Consider the following 15171-nt stretch of genomic DNA (forward strand, 5'->3'; position numbering starts at 1 on the left):
AACAACAAGGATTGCGTCATGACAACCGATGGCCAGCGTTCACTCGCTCAGCGATTGACGGGCATTGATGAGATTGAATGTGTCACGCCGGATTTGAACGGCGTACCACGGGGCAAAGTAATGACCGCCGAGGGTTTCCTCGAAGGGCGACGGTTGCAGATGGCGCGGGGTGTGCTGCTGCAATGCATCATGGGCGGATATCCGCCAGCGCGCTTTTACGGCAGCGATGATGGCGACCTGGCGCTGGTGCCGGATCCGGCGCAGATCCACCGCTTGCCCTGGAGCAAGCAACCCCGGGCCTTCGCCATTTGCGATGCGGACGAGCTGACCGGGGAGAGTTCCTCACTATCGACTCGTGGTCAGCTCAAAGCCGTTATCGCCCGTTATGCCGCGCGAGGCCTGGCGCCAGTGGTGGCAACCGAGCTTGAGTTCTTCGTCTTCGCGCCCAATCCCGACCCGACGCAACCGTTCCAGCCGCCCTTGGGCCTGGACGGGCGGCGCGAGGACGGTCATTCGGCGTTCAGTGTCAGTTCCAATAACGGCTTGCGCCCATTCTTCAGTGAAGTCTACGAGTGCATGGCGGCCCTGGGCTTGCCTCGCGACACCTTCATGCACGAGATGGGCGTCAGTCAGTTCGAGATCAATCTGTTGCATGGCGATCCGCTGCTGCTGGCCGACCAGACTTTCCTGTTCAAGCACCTGCTCAAGGAAGTCGCGCTCAAGCATGGCCTGACGGTGGTGTGCATGGCCAAGCCGCTGGCCCACACGCCGGGCAGTTCGATGCACATTCACCAGAGCATCGTCGAGATCGGCAGCGGGCGTAACGTGTTCAGCGACAAGGCCGGGGACCCGACGGCGACCTTCCGTCATTTCATCGGCGGTCAGCAGGCCGGCATGGCAGACTTCACGGCCTTGTTTGCGCCGAACGTCAATTCGTACCAGCGTTTATGCCACCCGTTTGCGTCACCGAATAATGCCTGCTGGTCCCACGACAATCGGGCCGCGGGTTTGCGTATTCCGGCCAGTTCGCCGGTGGCCCGTCGGGTGGAGAATCGCTTGCCTGGCGCCGATGCCAATCCGTACCTGGCGATCGCCGCGAGCCTGGCTGCCGGGTTGTACGGTATCGAAAACGAACTGGAGCCGAGCGAGGCGATCCAGGGTGAATTCGTGGTGCCGGACAATCTTTCGTTGCCATGTACCTTGCATGCGGCCCTTGAACGTCTGAAACGTAGTCAATTGGCGAAGGAACTGTTTGGCAAGGAGTTCATCGAAGGCTACATCGCTTCGAAGTCCATGGAGTTGACCAGCTTCTTTGATGAAATTACTCCCTGGGAACGGCGTGTTTTAGCAGCCCAGGCCTGACGATCCGTCGTCTTCGGGCTATCGTTTTCGATAGCCCGATTCCACTGCAAGGAGCCGCTCGGAACGCCGATGCGCCAAATCTGGAAATCCTTTCGAGCGCTGTATTTTGCCTCGCTGATGATGTTGATCGGCTCAGGCCTTTTAAGTACTTATCTGGCCCTGCGCCTGGCTGCTGACCATGTGGATGGGCTGTGGGTCGGTGCGTTGATGGCGGCCAACTATTTCGGCCTGGTGCTGGGCGGCAAGATCGGTCACCGATTGATTGCCCGGGTCGGGCACATTCGTGCCTACGCGGCGTGCGCCGGGATTGTCGGCGCGGCCGTGTTGGGCCACGGCTTGATTGACTGGCTGCCCGCCTGGTTGTTTCTGCGGGTCATTGTCGGCCTGGGCATGATGTGCCAGTACATGGTGATCGAAAGCTGGCTCAATGAGCAGGCGGAGGCCAAGCAGCGTGGCCTGGTGTTCAGTGGCTACATGATTGCCTCGTACCTGGGCCTGGTGTTGGGTCAATTGATTCTGGTCCTGCACCCGGCCCTCGGTCTGGAACTGCTGATGCTGGTCGCCCTGTGTTTCGCGTTGTGCCTGGTGCCGGTGGCCCTGACGCGGCGCATTCACCCGGCGCCGTTGCATCCGGCACCCATGGAGCCACGGTTCTTCATCCAGCGCGTGCCGCAGTCGTTGAGCACGGTGTTGGGCGCAGGGTTGATCGTCGGTTCGTTCTACGGCCTGGCACCGCTGTATGCCTCGCAGCAGGGGTTGTCCACCGAGCAGGTCGGTCTGTTCATGGGTAGCTGCATTTTTGCCGGGCTGGTGGTGCAGTGGCCGTTGGGCTGGTTGTCCGATCGCTACGACCGGGCGCTGCTGATCCGCACGTTTGCTTTTTGCCTGGCCCTGGCTGCGTTGCCGCTGGCGATCATGCAGCAGGTGCCGCTGGAGGTGCTGTTCATTGCCGGGTTCCTCTGTTCGCTGGTGCAGTTCTGCCTGTACCCGTTGGCGGTGGCGTTTTCCAATGACCACGTCGAGGGTGATCGCCGGGTGTCGCTGACGGCGATGCTGTTGGTGACCTACGGCGTTGGCGCCAGCATCGGGCCGTTGGTGGCCGGGGTGCTGATGAAGCTGTTTGGCAGCCACATGTTGTATGCCTTCTTCAGTTTCTTCGCATTGGTGCTGGTGTGGCGGATCCGCCCAAAAGCGGTGACCAATCTGCATGTGGTCGACGATGCACCGCTGCATCACGTGGCCATGCCCGACAGTATGTCGAGTTCCCCACTGGTGGCGGCCCTCGACCCACGGGTGGATGAGCAGGTGGTACAGGATCAGATGCAGAATCCGATCGAGCCGGAACCAGAGCCGGAACCGGAACCGGAACCAGATCCAACTCCCGAAGACCCGACTGATCCAGAAGATCCAGAAGATCCGGACACCGGTCGCGAACAAAGCTTCACCGAGGCCAGGCCTTAAAATCGAGGCATAAAAAAACGGGCAGTCACCGCAAGGGACTGCCCGTTTTTTATTGACGAGGCGTGATCACATGTCGTCTTTGTCGAAGCGCCGGGCTTCGCGTTGCAGCTGATAGACGAAGCGCTCGACCTGCCGTTGCACCAGGCCGCTCATGTTGTGAAAGCGGACGCCGGCGAAGGTGATGGAGATTCGTTCTTCGAAGTGCAGATAACGCAATTCAACCGGGGCGGTCATGCTGCCGAAGGGCAGGGCGGCGACGAAACGGTCGTAGACCTGGCCCAATTGCAGGCTGGAGGTGATGTCGCCCTCGAAGCGCAGTTTGCAGCCGGTGGCGGAGATGTCCAGCAACTTGCCGTTGATCGGCGACTTGAGCTTTTCGCCGCCCAGTTCGACATTGACCAGTTGCGCCAGCTTCAATGCCGCGCGAAAGGCATTGCGACGCTGGTGGTAAACCACTTCGGACGGCAACGCGCCACGGTAGCAACGACCACCACCGGACTCGTCAATGGTCAGCGGACCATTGCTGTCCCAGGCAATGCGCACGCCATCGTGGAAGCCCTCGACCCGGAAGGGTTCACCGGCCAGCAGGAAGCGTTCACCATCGCGGGGGATCATTTCGTCCAGCGCCATCATGTTGCTGTCACGGTCGATGTCCACCAGATAGCTCTGGAAGCGCTGACTGCGCTCATGGAACGTGATGATCAGCGGATCATGGCTGTCTTGCAGCTGGCGCAGGTTGCCGGAGATTTCCAGGGGTGTGGTGAGCACCTTGGGTGGTTGCGGAGCGTCTTCCGCGCTTGAGGCATTGAACACGGTTCATCAATCTCCAGACAAAATATGACTACTGGCAGGCATTCTGCCAGCATGTTTCGCGTCTTGATAGGGTGTGCTCAATTGACGGGCTCACGCCTGACTGAGCGGGCGTGGCTTTGCCATCTTGGCGGTTGAGCCGCGGGCGTCATAAAGCGCTGGAGGTTCGCCACCGGTGAGGATTTTCAGCTGATTGGCCGTGGCGGCCTGTTGCATCAGGATCGACTGGCCATTCTTTACGTTGGCCACCTGGCATTGAGCCAGGAGATCGGTCAGCACATCGCCCTGCGCCAGCAACTGATCGCCGATGCTTGAATGGCTGGCGAGTTGCTCCAGGCCACTGCGATCGATGGGCAGGTTGAGGCTGGCGAGGATTTCGCTGCGCTTGCGGCCATGCTGTTCGAGCAAAATGATCAATGCCTGTTTCTGCGCCAGAATCTCTTCGAGCAGAGGCATGTCGCGACCGTGCAAGGCGAGGGACTCGGTTTGCAGTAACTCCAGCAAGCGTTGCGCTGGAGCAAAGTCGTCGGTGATCAGTTGCAGTAGATTAGTGTCGTGCATGGCTGGCCTTGGGTTTTAAGCGTCCAAAAGCCTGGCGCAGGCGGTGGGCCTAGCGCTGGGCTTCGAAGTTGAGCAGTTTGCTGGCTACACGGCTGCTGTCGACTTTATAGCTGCCATCGGCAATCGCTGCTTTCAACTCGGCCACACGGGCGTTGTCGACGGCAGGCTGATCGCGCAGCTTGTCAGTGACCTTCTGCAACTGTTGAGCCTCATTGCTGAGATGTACCGACTCCCCGCTTTTGACGGTACTGGCCTGTTCGGCCGGGGTATTCAGCGGTGCGGATTTGCCGGCGTCGGCGGTTTCCTTGGCAACGCTGGTACGTGTACTGCCCGTAAGTGACGAGGAGCTGTTTAAACGGCTGAAATCGATGACCATGATAAAAAACCTCTGGGTATTTGGACGCTTGCCATGTTTTCGGCATTACCTGCGAAAACTTTAGGCTCATTTATGCAATGAGCTGCATGCGCCAGCGCTGCATGGGCACAGTTTAGGTAACAGCCTGCCAGAGCGCCATAGCCTGACCTCTACATGGACACTTCCACTTGGCCCGGCGCGGTGACTTGCGCCTTGATGACCCGCATGGAATTGAGGTTTTTCACGCGTATCTGTTCCGCCAGGCCGCCATTGGAGAGTGCTTCGCCGGGCATCCGCACACTGAGCGTACCACTGCGGGCGGTAATCACCACCTGGTCGCCTTTGCGCACCACTTCCGCCTGTTCCAGATGGACCAGGGTAATCACCTGATCACCGACCGTTGGTCGGGTAAGTTTCTGCCCGATGGCCTGGTCGACCGAGGTGAAATAGCCCTGGTTGATCAGGCTGATATCCCGCTCGCGCAGAGCGACGTCACCGGGTTCGATAATTCCGGCACGCTTGAGGGGCCGGGTGGTGGTGACAACGTCTCGAAACAGGCGCACTTGAGCGGGTACGAACACTGTCCACGGGGAGTTGCCCTCACAGCGAACCTTGACCGTGACCCGGCCAATCGGGGTCGCCGGGCTCTCCAGTGTGGCTGTCAATTCCTTGTCGCACATGGGCATGCGCAGGCGTGGATCGAGCTGCTTGACCTCGATTTCGTAGCGGCCTTCCGTTTGACTGGTAGCGAGATAGTCTTCTACGGTGAATTCAAGAAAGCCCTGAGTCACGCCGATAAGCATATCAGGCAAGGTAACCGCGTCAGCAACGGCAGGGCTGCCAACGGGTAGTAAGCAAACAGCCGACACCACGCACAGCCATTTGCGGTAGGTTGATGTCAGGCGTCGGAAAAATGTCGTTTGTTCGTTCATACGGGTTAAAAAGCAAGCGCCGTGCCGTTTAGTGATGAATGTGCGTCGCAACACAACTTAGCGTTGTTGGTGTAGGAGTCTGGGCATGGCTGGTGTAATGGATTCGGTAAACCAGCGCACGCAACTGGTAGGGCAGAATCGCCTGGAGCTGTTGTTGTTTCGTCTCGACGGTCAGCAGCTTTACGGCATCAACGTATTCAAGGTTCGTGAGGTGCTGCAATGCCCCAAGCTGACCTTGATGCCCAAGTCCAGTCCCGTCGTGTGCGGTGTGGCAAATATTCGTGGGGCGACCATTCCGATTCTGGACCTGGCAATGGCCACCGGTTCCGGTCGGTTGCTCGATCAAAGCAATCCCTTCGTGATCATCACGGAGTACAACACCAAGACCCAGGGTTTCCTGGTTCGGTCGGTAGAGCGCATCGTCAACATGAACTGGGAGGAGATTCATCCGCCACCGAAGGGCACTGGACGCGATCATTACCTCACGGCTGTGACTCGGGTCGACAATCAGTTAGTCGAAATCATCGACGTCGAGAAGATCCTCGCGGAAGTGGCGCCGACGCCGGAAGCGATTTCGGTCGGTGTGGTCGATGTCGAAACCCAGCACAAGGCGTTGTCCTTGCGGGTGTTGACGGTCGATGACTCGTCGGTGGCGCGCAAGCAGGTCTCGCGTTGCCTGCAAACGGTCGGCGTCGAAGTGGTGGCGTTGAACGACGGTCGGCAGGCGCTGGATTACCTGCGCAAGCTGGTCGACGAAGGCAAGAAGCCGGAAGAAGAGTTCCTGATGATGATTTCCGACATCGAGATGCCGGAGATGGACGGGTACACCCTGACGGCCGAGATCCGCAGCGACCCGCGCATGCAAAAGCTTCATATCATCCTGCATACTTCGTTGTCGGGTGTATTCAATCAGGCGATGGTCAAGAAAGTCGGTGCCGATGACTTCCTTGCCAAATTCCGTCCTGATGACCTGGCATCCCGGGTAGTCGACCGGATCAAAGCAGCAGATATCAGCTAGGGGCCTTTTGCCCCTGGCGGTCAACACGATTTAAGAGGCGGTATCTTTGTCTACAGGTAATTTGGATTTCGAACAGTTCCGGGTCTTCCTGGAGAAAGCCTGTGGCATTTTGCTCGGTGAAAACAAGCAGTACCTGGTTTCGAGCCGTCTCAACAAACTGATGGAACAGCAGGGCATCAAGTCCCTGGGTGAGCTGGTCCAGCGCATCCAGACCCAGCCGCGCAGTGGTTTGCGCGAGATGGTGGTGGATGCCATGACGACTAACGAAACCCTGTGGTTTCGTGACACCTATCCGTTTGAAGTCTTGAAGAACAAGGTGCTGCCCGAAGCCATCAAGGCGGCGCCCGGTCAACGCCTGCGCATCTGGTCGGCGGCCTGCTCGTCGGGCCAGGAACCGTATTCGCTGTCGATGTCGATCGACGAGTTCGAGCGGACCAACATGGGCCAGCTGAAGATGGGGGTGCAGATCGTTGCCACCGACTTGTCCGGCACCATGCTGACCAACTGCAAGACCGGCGAGTACGACAGCCTGGCGATCGGTCGCGGTCTGTCGCCCGAGCGCCTTCAGCGTTTCTTCGACCCGAAAGGGCCGGGCCGTTGGGCGATCAAGGCGCCGATCAAGAGCCGGGTGGAGTTTCGCTCGTTCAACCTGCTGGACAGCTACGCAGCGTTGGGCAAGTTCGACATCGTGTTCTGCCGCAACGTGCTGATCTACTTCTCCGCCGAGGTGAAGAAGGACATCCTGTTGCGCATTCACAGCACGTTGAAGCCGGGCGGTTATTTGTTCCTTGGTGCTTCCGAGGCGCTGAACGGTTTGCCGGATCACTACCAGATGGTCCAGTGCAGCCCGGGGATCATCTACCAGGCCAAGTGATTGGCCGGCGGTGTAAAGAAAACCCTCGCTCTCAACGTAATGCCAGTCAGCCGCGCTGACTGGCATTTTTTTGTTTTGGGGCACAAGCCACGCTCATGGCGGCAGCCGGGATTATTTCAGGTCGCTGTAGGTCAGTGCGTAGGCCGACAGCGGCGGATGGGCGTCTTTCCATTCCCTGGCAAACGCCTTGCCGGCTTCGATTTGTTCGGGTGTGGATCGGCTGGTCAGCGTGGCCAGCAGGTTGGCGGCTTCACGATGCCTGAAATATTCCCGAGTGTTGTTGACCACCAGCCATAGCAGGCCCAAGCCCTTGGTGAAGTCAAAACGGAAGTTGAAACGGTCGAGACCCTCTTCGGTATCGAAGTAGTGCATCAGCGCGTAGCTATAGGTGAGCACGGCGTTGAGATCGTTGTGTTCCAGCCGTTTCAACAACCAATACTGCTGATACGGGATGTTCCGGTACATGGGCTTGAGATTGCTCAACCAGGTCATCGCCGGAGGGAAGCCGGCCCGGGCGGACTTTCTCAGCATGATGTCACGCAGGCTGTCCCACTTCGAATCGGCGGGCCTGAGGGACTCGTCGTTTTCGTAGAGCAGGGTCTGGATGTAGATCGCCTCCCCATTGCCTGCCACGTTAGCCTTTTTCAGCCAGACGATATCCTCGGTCAGTTCATACATTTGCAGCATGGCGTCGCTGTCGCCAATCTCGGCGCGCTCGCGGGCCAGTTTCGAGGCTTTCTCCAGAGAGCCGGCATCGCCCAGGCGCATCAACGAATAGACGTGATCCTGCGCGCCGGCCAGTTCGTACCACTTTTTAGCCGTGCCGCTGGTGTTGCCCTCGCGGCGTCGAAAAATTTCGCCCAGGGCATATTGTGATTCGGCATCACCGGCCGTGGCCGCGACCGTCAGGTCGCTTTCAGCGTCCAGGTATTCGCGCAGACGGTACCGCTCCAGTCCCCGTGTTTTGGCAGCCCGTTGCGGATCGGTCAGCGGCGACACCAGCGAGTGGATTGACGTGATCAACGTGTGTAGCGAAGTAAACACATCGGTGTGGATATGCATGTTCAGTACCTGTGTGGGTGGAAATGGCGTTACCCACACAGGCTATCGGGGGGGCCGTGGCCAGAAGCGGTACATATTTATGGAAGGCCTGCCGATTTTGCGGCCAGTACCTGAGGCGTACCTCCCGGGGACAAGCGGCAGAAAAGCGGCAGGCGGCGGAAACCCGTTGCCGCTTTTCTGGCATTGCCGCCTTGCCGATGCCCGCAAAGCCCCGGTTTATGGGGTTTTTTGAATTGGCACGCCACTTGCTATGTTCATGTTACGAAAAATCAGGTCACCCGAAGGTTTCCCGACATGAGCATCAGCTTCGATAAAGCGCTCGGTATCCACGAACAAGCCCTGGGCTTCCGCGCCCAGCGTGCCGAAGTCCTGGCCAACAACATCGCCAACGCCGACACCCCGAACTACAAGGCTCGGGATCTGGACTTCTCCAAAGTGCTTGCCGCGCAGAACGAGAAAACCAAGAGCGGTTCTTTCGCCTTGAACATGACCAACAGCCGTCATATCGAAGCCGAAGGCCTGGGCAATGGCGACGAGTCGCTGCTGTATCGCACGCCGATGCAGCCGTCGATCGACCAGAACACCGTGGACGCGCAACTGGAACAGTCGAACTATGCGGAAAACGCCGTCGGCTTCCAGGCCAGCTTCACCCTGCTCAACAGCAAATTCAAAGGGCTGGTTTCAGCCCTGCGCGGAGAGTAAATCATGTCCCTCGCCAGTGTTTTCAACATCGCCGGTAGCGGCATGAGTGCCCAGACCACTCGCCTGAACACCGTTGCCTCGAACATCGCCAACGCCGAAACCGTCTCGTCGAGCATCGACCAGACCTATCGCGCCCGTCACCCGGTATTCGCCACCATGTTCCAGGACGGCCAGGCCGGCGGCAGCGATTCGCTGTTCCAGAACCAGGACGCCGCCGGTCAAGGCGTGCAAGTGCTGGGCGTGGTCGAGGACCAGAGCAACCTGGAAGCGCGCTACGAGCCGAGCCATCCGGCCGCCGATGCCAAGGGCTACGTCTACTACCCGAACGTCAACGTGGTTGAAGAAATGGCCGACATGATTTCCGCGAGCCGTTCGTTCCAGACCAACGCCGAAATGATGAACACCGCCAAAACCATGATGCAAAAGGTCCTGACCCTCGGTCAGTGATAAGGGGCGATTCAGATGAGTGTTTCCGATACCACCAGCACCATCAGCATGAAAGACATCCTGGCGAACTCGTCGGTGAAGTCCAGCAGTTCCTCCGGTGACGGCATTGCCTCTGCGACCAACAGCGCGACCGGCAGCCAGAAGCTGGGCAAGGATGCATTCCTGCAGTTGCTGGTGACCCAGCTCAAAAACCAGAACCCGCTTGATCCGCAGGACAACAGCGCGTTCGTGGCGCAGTTGGCGCAGTTCAGCAGCCTGGAAGGCATCACCACGCTTAACGACACGGTCAGCTCGATTGCCGGCAACTACAGCTCGTCGCAAGCCTTGCAGGCTTCGTCCCTGGTCGGGCGTTCCGTGATCGTGCAGACCAACTCTGTGAAGGTCGATGATCCGACCAAACCGGTGACCGGTTCGGTGAACCTGACTTCGTCGATCGCCAGCGGCACCGTGACCATTACTGACAAAGACGGCAAAGCAATCAGGACCATTGACCTGGGCTCCCGGGCGGCAGGCAGCGCCAGCTTCACGTGGGATGGCAAGGATTCGAGCGGCGCTGTCGTTCCTGTCGGCACTTACACCGTCAAGGCCAGCGCGCCGGTCGACGGCAAGGCGACGGATCTGGCGGTGTACCTGCCGGCCACGGTCAACAGCGTGACCCTCAGCCAGACGGGCGGCGAGCTGATGCTCAACCTCGCAGGCCTGGGCTCGGTCGCCCTGTCCAAAGTTCAAACCATTGGTATATAGAGCCGACTAACCGGCACAAAGGAGTGGAATATGTCTTTCAATATCGGCCTTAGCGGTCTCTATGCAGCCAACAAACAACTGGACGTGACCGGCAACAACATCGCCAACGTCGCGACCACCGGTTTCAAATCGTCCCGTGCAGAATTCGAAGACGTTTACTCGGCTACCAAGCTGGGTTCCGGCAGCAAAACCATCGGTAATGGTGTGCGCCTGGCCAACGTTTCACAGCAGTTCACCCAGGGCGACGTCAATAACACCGGCAACGTGCTGGACATGGGCATCAACGGTTCCGGCTTCTTCGTGCTGAGCGATAATGGTTCGATGTCCTATACCCGTGCCGGTACGTTCAAGGTCGACAAGGACGGTTACGTCACCAATAGCGATGGTTCTGCGCGTCTGCAGGGTTATGGCGTGGATGCCAATGGCAAGGTCCTCAATGGCGTTTTGACTGACCTGCGCATCGATACTTCGAACCTGGCGCCGAAAACCACCAGCACAGTTTCGTCGACGATCAACCTGAACTCTTCAGATCCCATCGTCAACCAGACGACCAATCCGTTTGACCCGTCCAAGGACGGGTCCTTCTCCAAGCAGTTCAGTACGCCGATTTACGATGCCCAGGGTAACCAGCACATCATGGATCAGTACATGGTCAAGACGGGTGACAACACCTGGAAGACCTACACCCTGATCGAAGGTCGCAACCCGGATGGCAGCGACCCTACCAATGCTGCTACTCCTCCTGTCGCTTCGACCATGAACTTCGACAGCTCCGGCAACCTGACTTCGGTGACCACACCGGTAATTCCAGCGACCGTTCCGCCATCCGTGACAACCAGCCCTGACCTGAAAGTCACAGGCTGGGTTCCGGGTACCGTGACCAATGGCACGTGGAAAGCCAACGGCGCGGCCGCCGGCATCGTTACGGTCTCCATGGACAAAACCACGCAGTACAACGCTGACACCGCGCGTTCGATTCCGTCGCAGAACGGCTACGCCACTGGCCAGATCACCAACCTGACCATCGACGCCAGCGGTGTCATGCTGGCCAACTTCAGCAACAGCCAGACCAAGCCCATCGGCCAGATCTCGCTCGCCAGCTTCACCAACGAACAAGGCTTGCAGCCGGTAGGCGGCACCAGTTGGAAAGAAACCTATTCGTCGGGTATCCCGGGCTACGATGCGCCGAACACCGGTACCTTGGGCGAGATCCACTCCAACTCCCTGGAAGAGTCCAACGTCAACCTGACCAATGAACTGGTCGACTTGATCAAAGGCCAGAGCAACTACCAGGCGAACGCCAAGACCATCTCCACCCAGAGCACTATCATGCAGACCATCATTCAGATGACCTGATGCTGGATAGCGCGGCATAAAGAACCCCTCGCAAGAGGGGTTTTTTTATGCCCGGGGTTTGTGGCCGGGCTGTGATTTGTGTTGGCAGTGATGGCCTCTTCGCGGGCAAGCCTCGCTCCTACAGGTTTTGTGTCGATCACGTGACGACGTAGAACCTGTAGGAGCGAGGCTTGCCCGCGAAGGCATCAGCGAGACCACCACATTCCTACGGCCAAAAGAAAACCCCCGACAATCCAGAGGACTGATCGGGGGTTTCAGGTCAGCGCCTTGCGGCGCCTACCGGCTCAGCTTATTGGCAAGCTTCGCAATCCGGCTCGTCGATGGCGCAAGCCTTCGGCACTGGAGCTGGACCGGCCGGAGCGGCCAGGACCGAATCGTCACCGTGGTTGCCGCCGCTGGAAACAGCGTTCAGCTTGCCGGTGTTGATGGTCGACTTCTCGGTGCTGGTCGCAGCCAGGGCACGGAGGTAGTAAGTGGTTTTCAGGCCACGGTACCAGGCCATGCGGTAGGTCACGTCCAGCTTCTTGCCCGAAGCGCCGGCGATGTACAGGTTCAGCGACTGCGCCTGGTCGATCCACTTCTGACGACGGCTGGCGGCGTCAACGATCCACTTGGTGTCCACTTCGAAGGCAGTCGCGTAGAGCTCTTTGAGTTCTTGCGGGATGCGTTCGATCTGCTGCACCGAACCGTCGTAGTACTTCAGGTCGTTGATCATGACCGAGTCCCACAGACCGCGAGCCTTCAGGTCGCGAACCAGGTACGGGTTGATCACGGTGAATTCGCCCGACAGGTTCGATTTCACGTAGAGGTTCTGGTAGGTCGGTTCGATCGACTGCGAGACGCCAGTGATGTTGGCGATGGTCGCGGTCGGTGCGATGGCCATGATGTTGGAGTTACGAATGCCTTTTTGCACACGGGCACGAACCGGTGCCCAGTCCAGGGATTCGTTCAGGTCAACGTCGATGTACTTCTGGCCACGTTGCTCGATCAGGATCTGTTGCGAATCCAGCGGCAGGATGCCTTTGGACCACAGCGAACCCTGGAACGTCTCGTAGGCGCCGCGCTCGTCGGCCAGGTCGCAGGAAGCCTGGATCGCGTAGTAGCTGACCGCTTCCATGGATTTGTCGGCGAACTCGACGGCTGCATCGGAGCCGTAAGGAATGTGCTGCAGGTACAGCGCATCCTGGAAGCCCATGATGCCCAGGCCGACCGGACGGTGCTTGAAGTTGGAGTTCTTCGCTTGTGGCACCGAGTAGTAGTTGATGTCGATAACGTTATCGAGCATGCGAACGGCGGTGTTCACGGTGCGTTCCAGCTTGGCGGTGTCCAGCTTGCCGTTGGTGATGTGGTTCGGCAGGTTGATCGAGCCCAGGTTGCAAACGGCAATCTCGTCCTTGTTGGTGTTCAAGGTGATCTCGGTGCACAGGTTCGAGCTGTGGACCACGCCCACGTGCTGCTGCGGGCTGCGCAGGTTGCACGGGTCTTTGAAGGTCAGCCATGGGTGGCCGGTTTCAAACAGCATGGACAGCATTTTGCGCCACAGGTCTTTGGCCTGGATGGTCTTGAACAGCTTGATCTTGCCCGGGTACTGGGACAGGGCTTCGTAGTACTCGTAACGCTCTTCGAAGGCCTTGCCGGTCAGGTCGTGCAGATCCGGAACTTCGGAAGGCGAGAACAGGGTCCACGGGCCGTCATCGAAGACGCGCTTCATGAACAGGTCAGGGATCCAGTTGGCAGTGTTCATGTCGTGGGTACGACGACGATCATCACCGGTGTTCTTGCGCAGCTCGATGAACTCTTCGATGTCCATGTGCCAGGTTTCCAGGTAGGCACACACAGCGCCTTTGCGCTTGCCACCCTGGTTAACGGCGACGGCAGTGTCGTTCACCACTTTCAGGAACGGAACAACGCCCTGGGATTTGCCGTTGGTGCCCTTGATGTACGAACCCAGGGCACGAACCGGCGTCCAGTCGTTGCCCAGGCCGCCAGCAAATTTCGACAACATGGCGTTGTCGTGGATCGCGTGGTAGATGCCCGACAGGTCATCCGGCACGGTGGTCAGGTAGCAGCTCGACAGCTGTGGACGCAGGGTACCGGCGTTGAACAGGGTAGGGGTCGAGGACATGTAGTCGAAGGACGACAACAGGTTGTAGAACTCGATCGCACGGTCTTCCTTGTTCTTCTCTTCGATCGCCAGGCCCATGGCCACGCGCATGAAGAAAATCTGCGGCAGTTCGAAGCGGATACCGTCCTTGTGGATGAAGTAACGGTCGTACAGGGTTTGCAGGCCCAGGTACGTGAACTGCTGGTCGCGCTCGTGGTTGATGGCCTTGCCGAGTTTTTCCAGGTCGAAAGTGGCCAGGATCGGGTTCAGCAATTCGAATTCGATACCCTTGGCGATGTACGAAGGCAGGGCCTTGGCGTACAGGTCGACCATTTCGTGGTGGGTCGCGCTTTCAGCGACTTCCAGGAAGCTCAGGCCTTCGGCACGCAGGGTGTCCATCAGCAGGCGGGCGGTGACGAACGAGTAGTTCGGCTCACGCTCGACCAGGGTACGGGCGGTCATCACCAGGGCGGTGTTGACGTCGGTCAGGGCCACGCCGTCGTACAGGTTCTTCAGGGTTTCGCGCTGGATCAGGTCGCCGTCGACTTCTTCCAGGCCTTCGCACGCTTCGGTGACGATGGTGTTCAGGCGACCCATGTCCAGAGGCGCAAAGGTGCCATCGGCGCGGGTGATGCGGATCGACGGGTGAGCGTTGACGGTTTCTTCTACCGGTGCGTGGGCCGCGCGTTCTTTCGAACGACCGTCACGGTAGATCACGTAGTCGCGAGCGACTTTCTGCTCGCCGGCACGCATCAGGGCCAGTTCGACCTGGTCCTGGATTTCTTCGATGTGGATGGTGCCGCCCGAAGGCATGCGACGCTTGAAGGTCGCGGTGACTTGTTCGGTCAGGCGGGCCACGGTGTCATGGATTCGCGACGAGGCGGCAGCGGTGCCGCCCTCAACTGCGAGAAACGCTTTGGTGATGGCGACGGTGATTTTGTCATCGGTGTAAGGAACGACAGTGCCGTTACGCTTGATCACGCGCAGTTGGCCAGGCGCGGTGGCGGACAGATCCGAAGACGAATCAGCAGCCTGCGGCAAGGTGCCCTGCGGGTTCTCGCGAGTTGTGTCGGTTTGCATGGGGGGTTGTCTCCACATTCTCTATGTTTGTTTGGGCACCATCACGGTGCCCACCGTTCTGTCCTGAAGCACTACAACCGACGGGTATCGGGCATAACGACTTCTGGGCAGTAGGAAAAAGGCTAATGTCGCAGCTTCCTTGCCGAAGTCTTTGGCGGCGAGCCTGGGCTCGAAACCGGATTCCTTCCTGGGTGCCAGTTATGACTGCAACACCCGTACCGTTCTGGCCGCTCTGACCTGAAAAAACGGTGCCATCCACTTGTGCGGTTTGGGCTTTGAAAATCTTGCTTGGTTCAACCGTAA

14 protein-coding genes are annotated in these 15171 nt (G+C 58.9%); 8 read left to right on the forward strand and 6 right to left on the reverse strand.

Features of this window, described 5'->3' with window-relative positions; all coding sequences use genetic code 11:
- Window positions 1–120 precede the first annotated feature (120 nt).
- Together HKK53_RS28650 and HKK53_RS28655 are read left to right on the forward strand one after the other, a co-directional pair.
- Window positions 121–1362: a glutamine synthetase family protein gene (locus HKK53_RS28650; protein WP_178117507.1), complete on the forward strand. Its 1242-nt coding sequence runs from the start codon at window positions 121–123 to the stop codon at window positions 1360–1362.
- 69 nt (window positions 1363–1431) lie between these two features.
- Entirely contained in the window at window positions 1432–2823 is a 1392-nt protein-coding gene (locus HKK53_RS28655) for an MFS transporter (RefSeq protein WP_169373534.1), read from the forward strand.
- Window positions 2824–2889: 66 nt separating this feature from the next.
- On the opposite strand, the gene HKK53_RS28660 is transcribed toward HKK53_RS28655, so the two are convergent.
- The 4 genes from HKK53_RS28660 to flgA all read right to left on the reverse strand — a co-directional run bounded on the left by HKK53_RS28660 (window position 2890) and on the right by flgA (window position 5481).
- The gene (locus tag HKK53_RS28660) at window positions 2890–3636 is read right to left on the reverse strand and encodes a flagellar brake protein (RefSeq protein ID WP_169373535.1); all 747 of its coding nucleotides are present in this window, start codon (window positions 3634–3636) and stop codon (window positions 2890–2892) included.
- Window positions 3637–3726: 90 nt separating this feature from the next.
- The gene (locus HKK53_RS28665) at window positions 3727–4194 is read right to left on the reverse strand and encodes a flagella synthesis protein FlgN (RefSeq protein ID WP_169373536.1); all 468 of its coding nucleotides are present in this window, start codon (window positions 4192–4194) and stop codon (window positions 3727–3729) included.
- Window positions 4195–4243: 49 nt separating this feature from the next.
- Window positions 4244–4570, reverse strand: a complete 327-nt coding sequence (gene flgM, locus HKK53_RS28670) for a flagellar biosynthesis anti-sigma factor FlgM (RefSeq protein ID WP_123407131.1) — start codon at window positions 4568–4570, stop codon at window positions 4244–4246.
- A 149-nt stretch (window positions 4571–4719) separates the two neighbouring features.
- On the reverse strand, window positions 4720–5481 hold the full coding sequence (flgA, locus tag HKK53_RS28675) for a flagellar basal body P-ring formation chaperone FlgA (RefSeq protein ID WP_169373537.1): 762 nt from the start codon (window positions 5479–5481) through the stop codon (window positions 4720–4722).
- 85 nt (window positions 5482–5566) lie between these two features.
- Between flgA and HKK53_RS28680 the strand changes: the two genes are divergently transcribed.
- Together HKK53_RS28680 and cheR are read left to right on the forward strand one after the other, a co-directional pair.
- Window positions 5567–6499 carry a chemotaxis protein CheV gene (locus HKK53_RS28680; RefSeq protein ID WP_123516618.1) on the forward strand — a complete coding sequence of 311 codons (933 nt, stop codon included), beginning with the start codon at window positions 5567–5569 and terminating at the stop codon, window positions 6497–6499.
- A gap of 46 nt (window positions 6500–6545) precedes the next feature.
- Window positions 6546–7373: a protein-glutamate O-methyltransferase CheR gene (gene cheR, locus HKK53_RS28685; protein WP_054054816.1), complete on the forward strand. Its 828-nt coding sequence runs from the start codon at window positions 6546–6548 to the stop codon at window positions 7371–7373.
- A gap of 111 nt (window positions 7374–7484) precedes the next feature.
- Here cheR and HKK53_RS28690 read toward each other — a convergent pair whose 3' ends face one another.
- Window positions 7485–8435, reverse strand: a complete 951-nt coding sequence (locus HKK53_RS28690; protein WP_169373538.1) for a tetratricopeptide repeat protein — start codon at window positions 8433–8435, stop codon at window positions 7485–7487.
- A 294-nt stretch (window positions 8436–8729) separates the two neighbouring features.
- On the opposite strand from HKK53_RS28690, the gene flgB reads away from it, so the two are divergent.
- The 4 genes from flgB to flgE are packed head-to-tail and all read left to right on the forward strand — an operon-like array spanning window position 8730 to window position 11684.
- Window positions 8730–9137, forward strand: coding sequence for a flagellar basal body rod protein FlgB (gene flgB / locus HKK53_RS28695; protein WP_169373539.1), 408 nt, complete (start codon window positions 8730–8732; stop codon window positions 9135–9137).
- Window positions 9138–9140: 3 nt separating this feature from the next.
- Window positions 9141–9584, forward strand: a complete 444-nt coding sequence (gene flgC / locus HKK53_RS28700; RefSeq protein WP_169373540.1) for a flagellar basal body rod protein FlgC — start codon at window positions 9141–9143, stop codon at window positions 9582–9584.
- A 15-nt stretch (window positions 9585–9599) separates the two neighbouring features.
- A complete protein-coding gene (gene flgD / locus HKK53_RS28705; protein WP_169373541.1) occupies window positions 9600–10328 on the forward strand; it encodes a flagellar hook assembly protein FlgD in 729 nt (242 codons plus the stop codon).
- Between the two features lie 30 nt (window positions 10329–10358).
- A complete protein-coding gene (gene flgE, locus HKK53_RS28710) occupies window positions 10359–11684 on the forward strand; it encodes a flagellar hook protein FlgE (RefSeq protein WP_169373542.1) in 1326 nt (441 codons plus the stop codon).
- 289 nt (window positions 11685–11973) lie between these two features.
- Here flgE and HKK53_RS28715 read toward each other — a convergent pair whose 3' ends face one another.
- On the reverse strand, window positions 11974–14868 hold the full coding sequence (locus tag HKK53_RS28715) for a ribonucleoside-diphosphate reductase subunit alpha (RefSeq protein WP_169373543.1): 2895 nt from the start codon (window positions 14866–14868) through the stop codon (window positions 11974–11976).
- Window positions 14869–15171 lie beyond the last annotated feature (303 nt).

Origin of the sequence: Pseudomonas sp. ADAK7, from assembly GCF_012935675.1 — a bacterium.
In the GTDB taxonomy this organism is placed as follows: domain Bacteria; phylum Pseudomonadota; class Gammaproteobacteria; order Pseudomonadales; family Pseudomonadaceae; genus Aquipseudomonas.

Coding starts and splice junctions, on each gene's coding strand:
- flgE (WP_169373542.1), top strand. CDS start 10,359: ATGTCTTTCAATATCGGCCTTAGCGGTCTCTATGCAGCCAACAAACAA.
- HKK53_RS28680 (WP_123516618.1), top strand. CDS start 5,567: ATGGCTGGTGTAATGGATTCGGTAAACCAGCGCACGCAACTGGTAGGG.
- HKK53_RS28690 (WP_169373538.1), bottom strand. CDS start 8,435: ATGCATATCCACACCGATGTGTTTACTTCGCTACACACGTTGATCACG.
- flgM (WP_123407131.1), bottom strand. CDS start 4,570: ATGGTCATCGATTTCAGCCGTTTAAACAGCTCCTCGTCACTTACGGGC.
- HKK53_RS28655 (WP_169373534.1), top strand. CDS start 1,432: ATGCGCCAAATCTGGAAATCCTTTCGAGCGCTGTATTTTGCCTCGCTG.
- HKK53_RS28715 (WP_169373543.1), bottom strand. CDS start 14,868: ATGCAAACCGACACAACTCGCGAGAACCCGCAGGGCACCTTGCCGCAG.
- flgB (WP_169373539.1), top strand. CDS start 8,730: ATGAGCATCAGCTTCGATAAAGCGCTCGGTATCCACGAACAAGCCCTG.
- HKK53_RS28665 (WP_169373536.1), bottom strand. CDS start 4,194: ATGCACGACACTAATCTACTGCAACTGATCACCGACGACTTTGCTCCA.
- flgC (WP_169373540.1), top strand. CDS start 9,141: ATGTCCCTCGCCAGTGTTTTCAACATCGCCGGTAGCGGCATGAGTGCC.
- HKK53_RS28650 (WP_178117507.1), top strand. CDS start 121: ATGACCGCCGAGGGTTTCCTCGAAGGGCGACGGTTGCAGATGGCGCGG.
- flgD (WP_169373541.1), top strand. CDS start 9,600: ATGAGTGTTTCCGATACCACCAGCACCATCAGCATGAAAGACATCCTG.
- flgA (WP_169373537.1), bottom strand. CDS start 5,481: ATGAACGAACAAACGACATTTTTCCGACGCCTGACATCAACCTACCGC.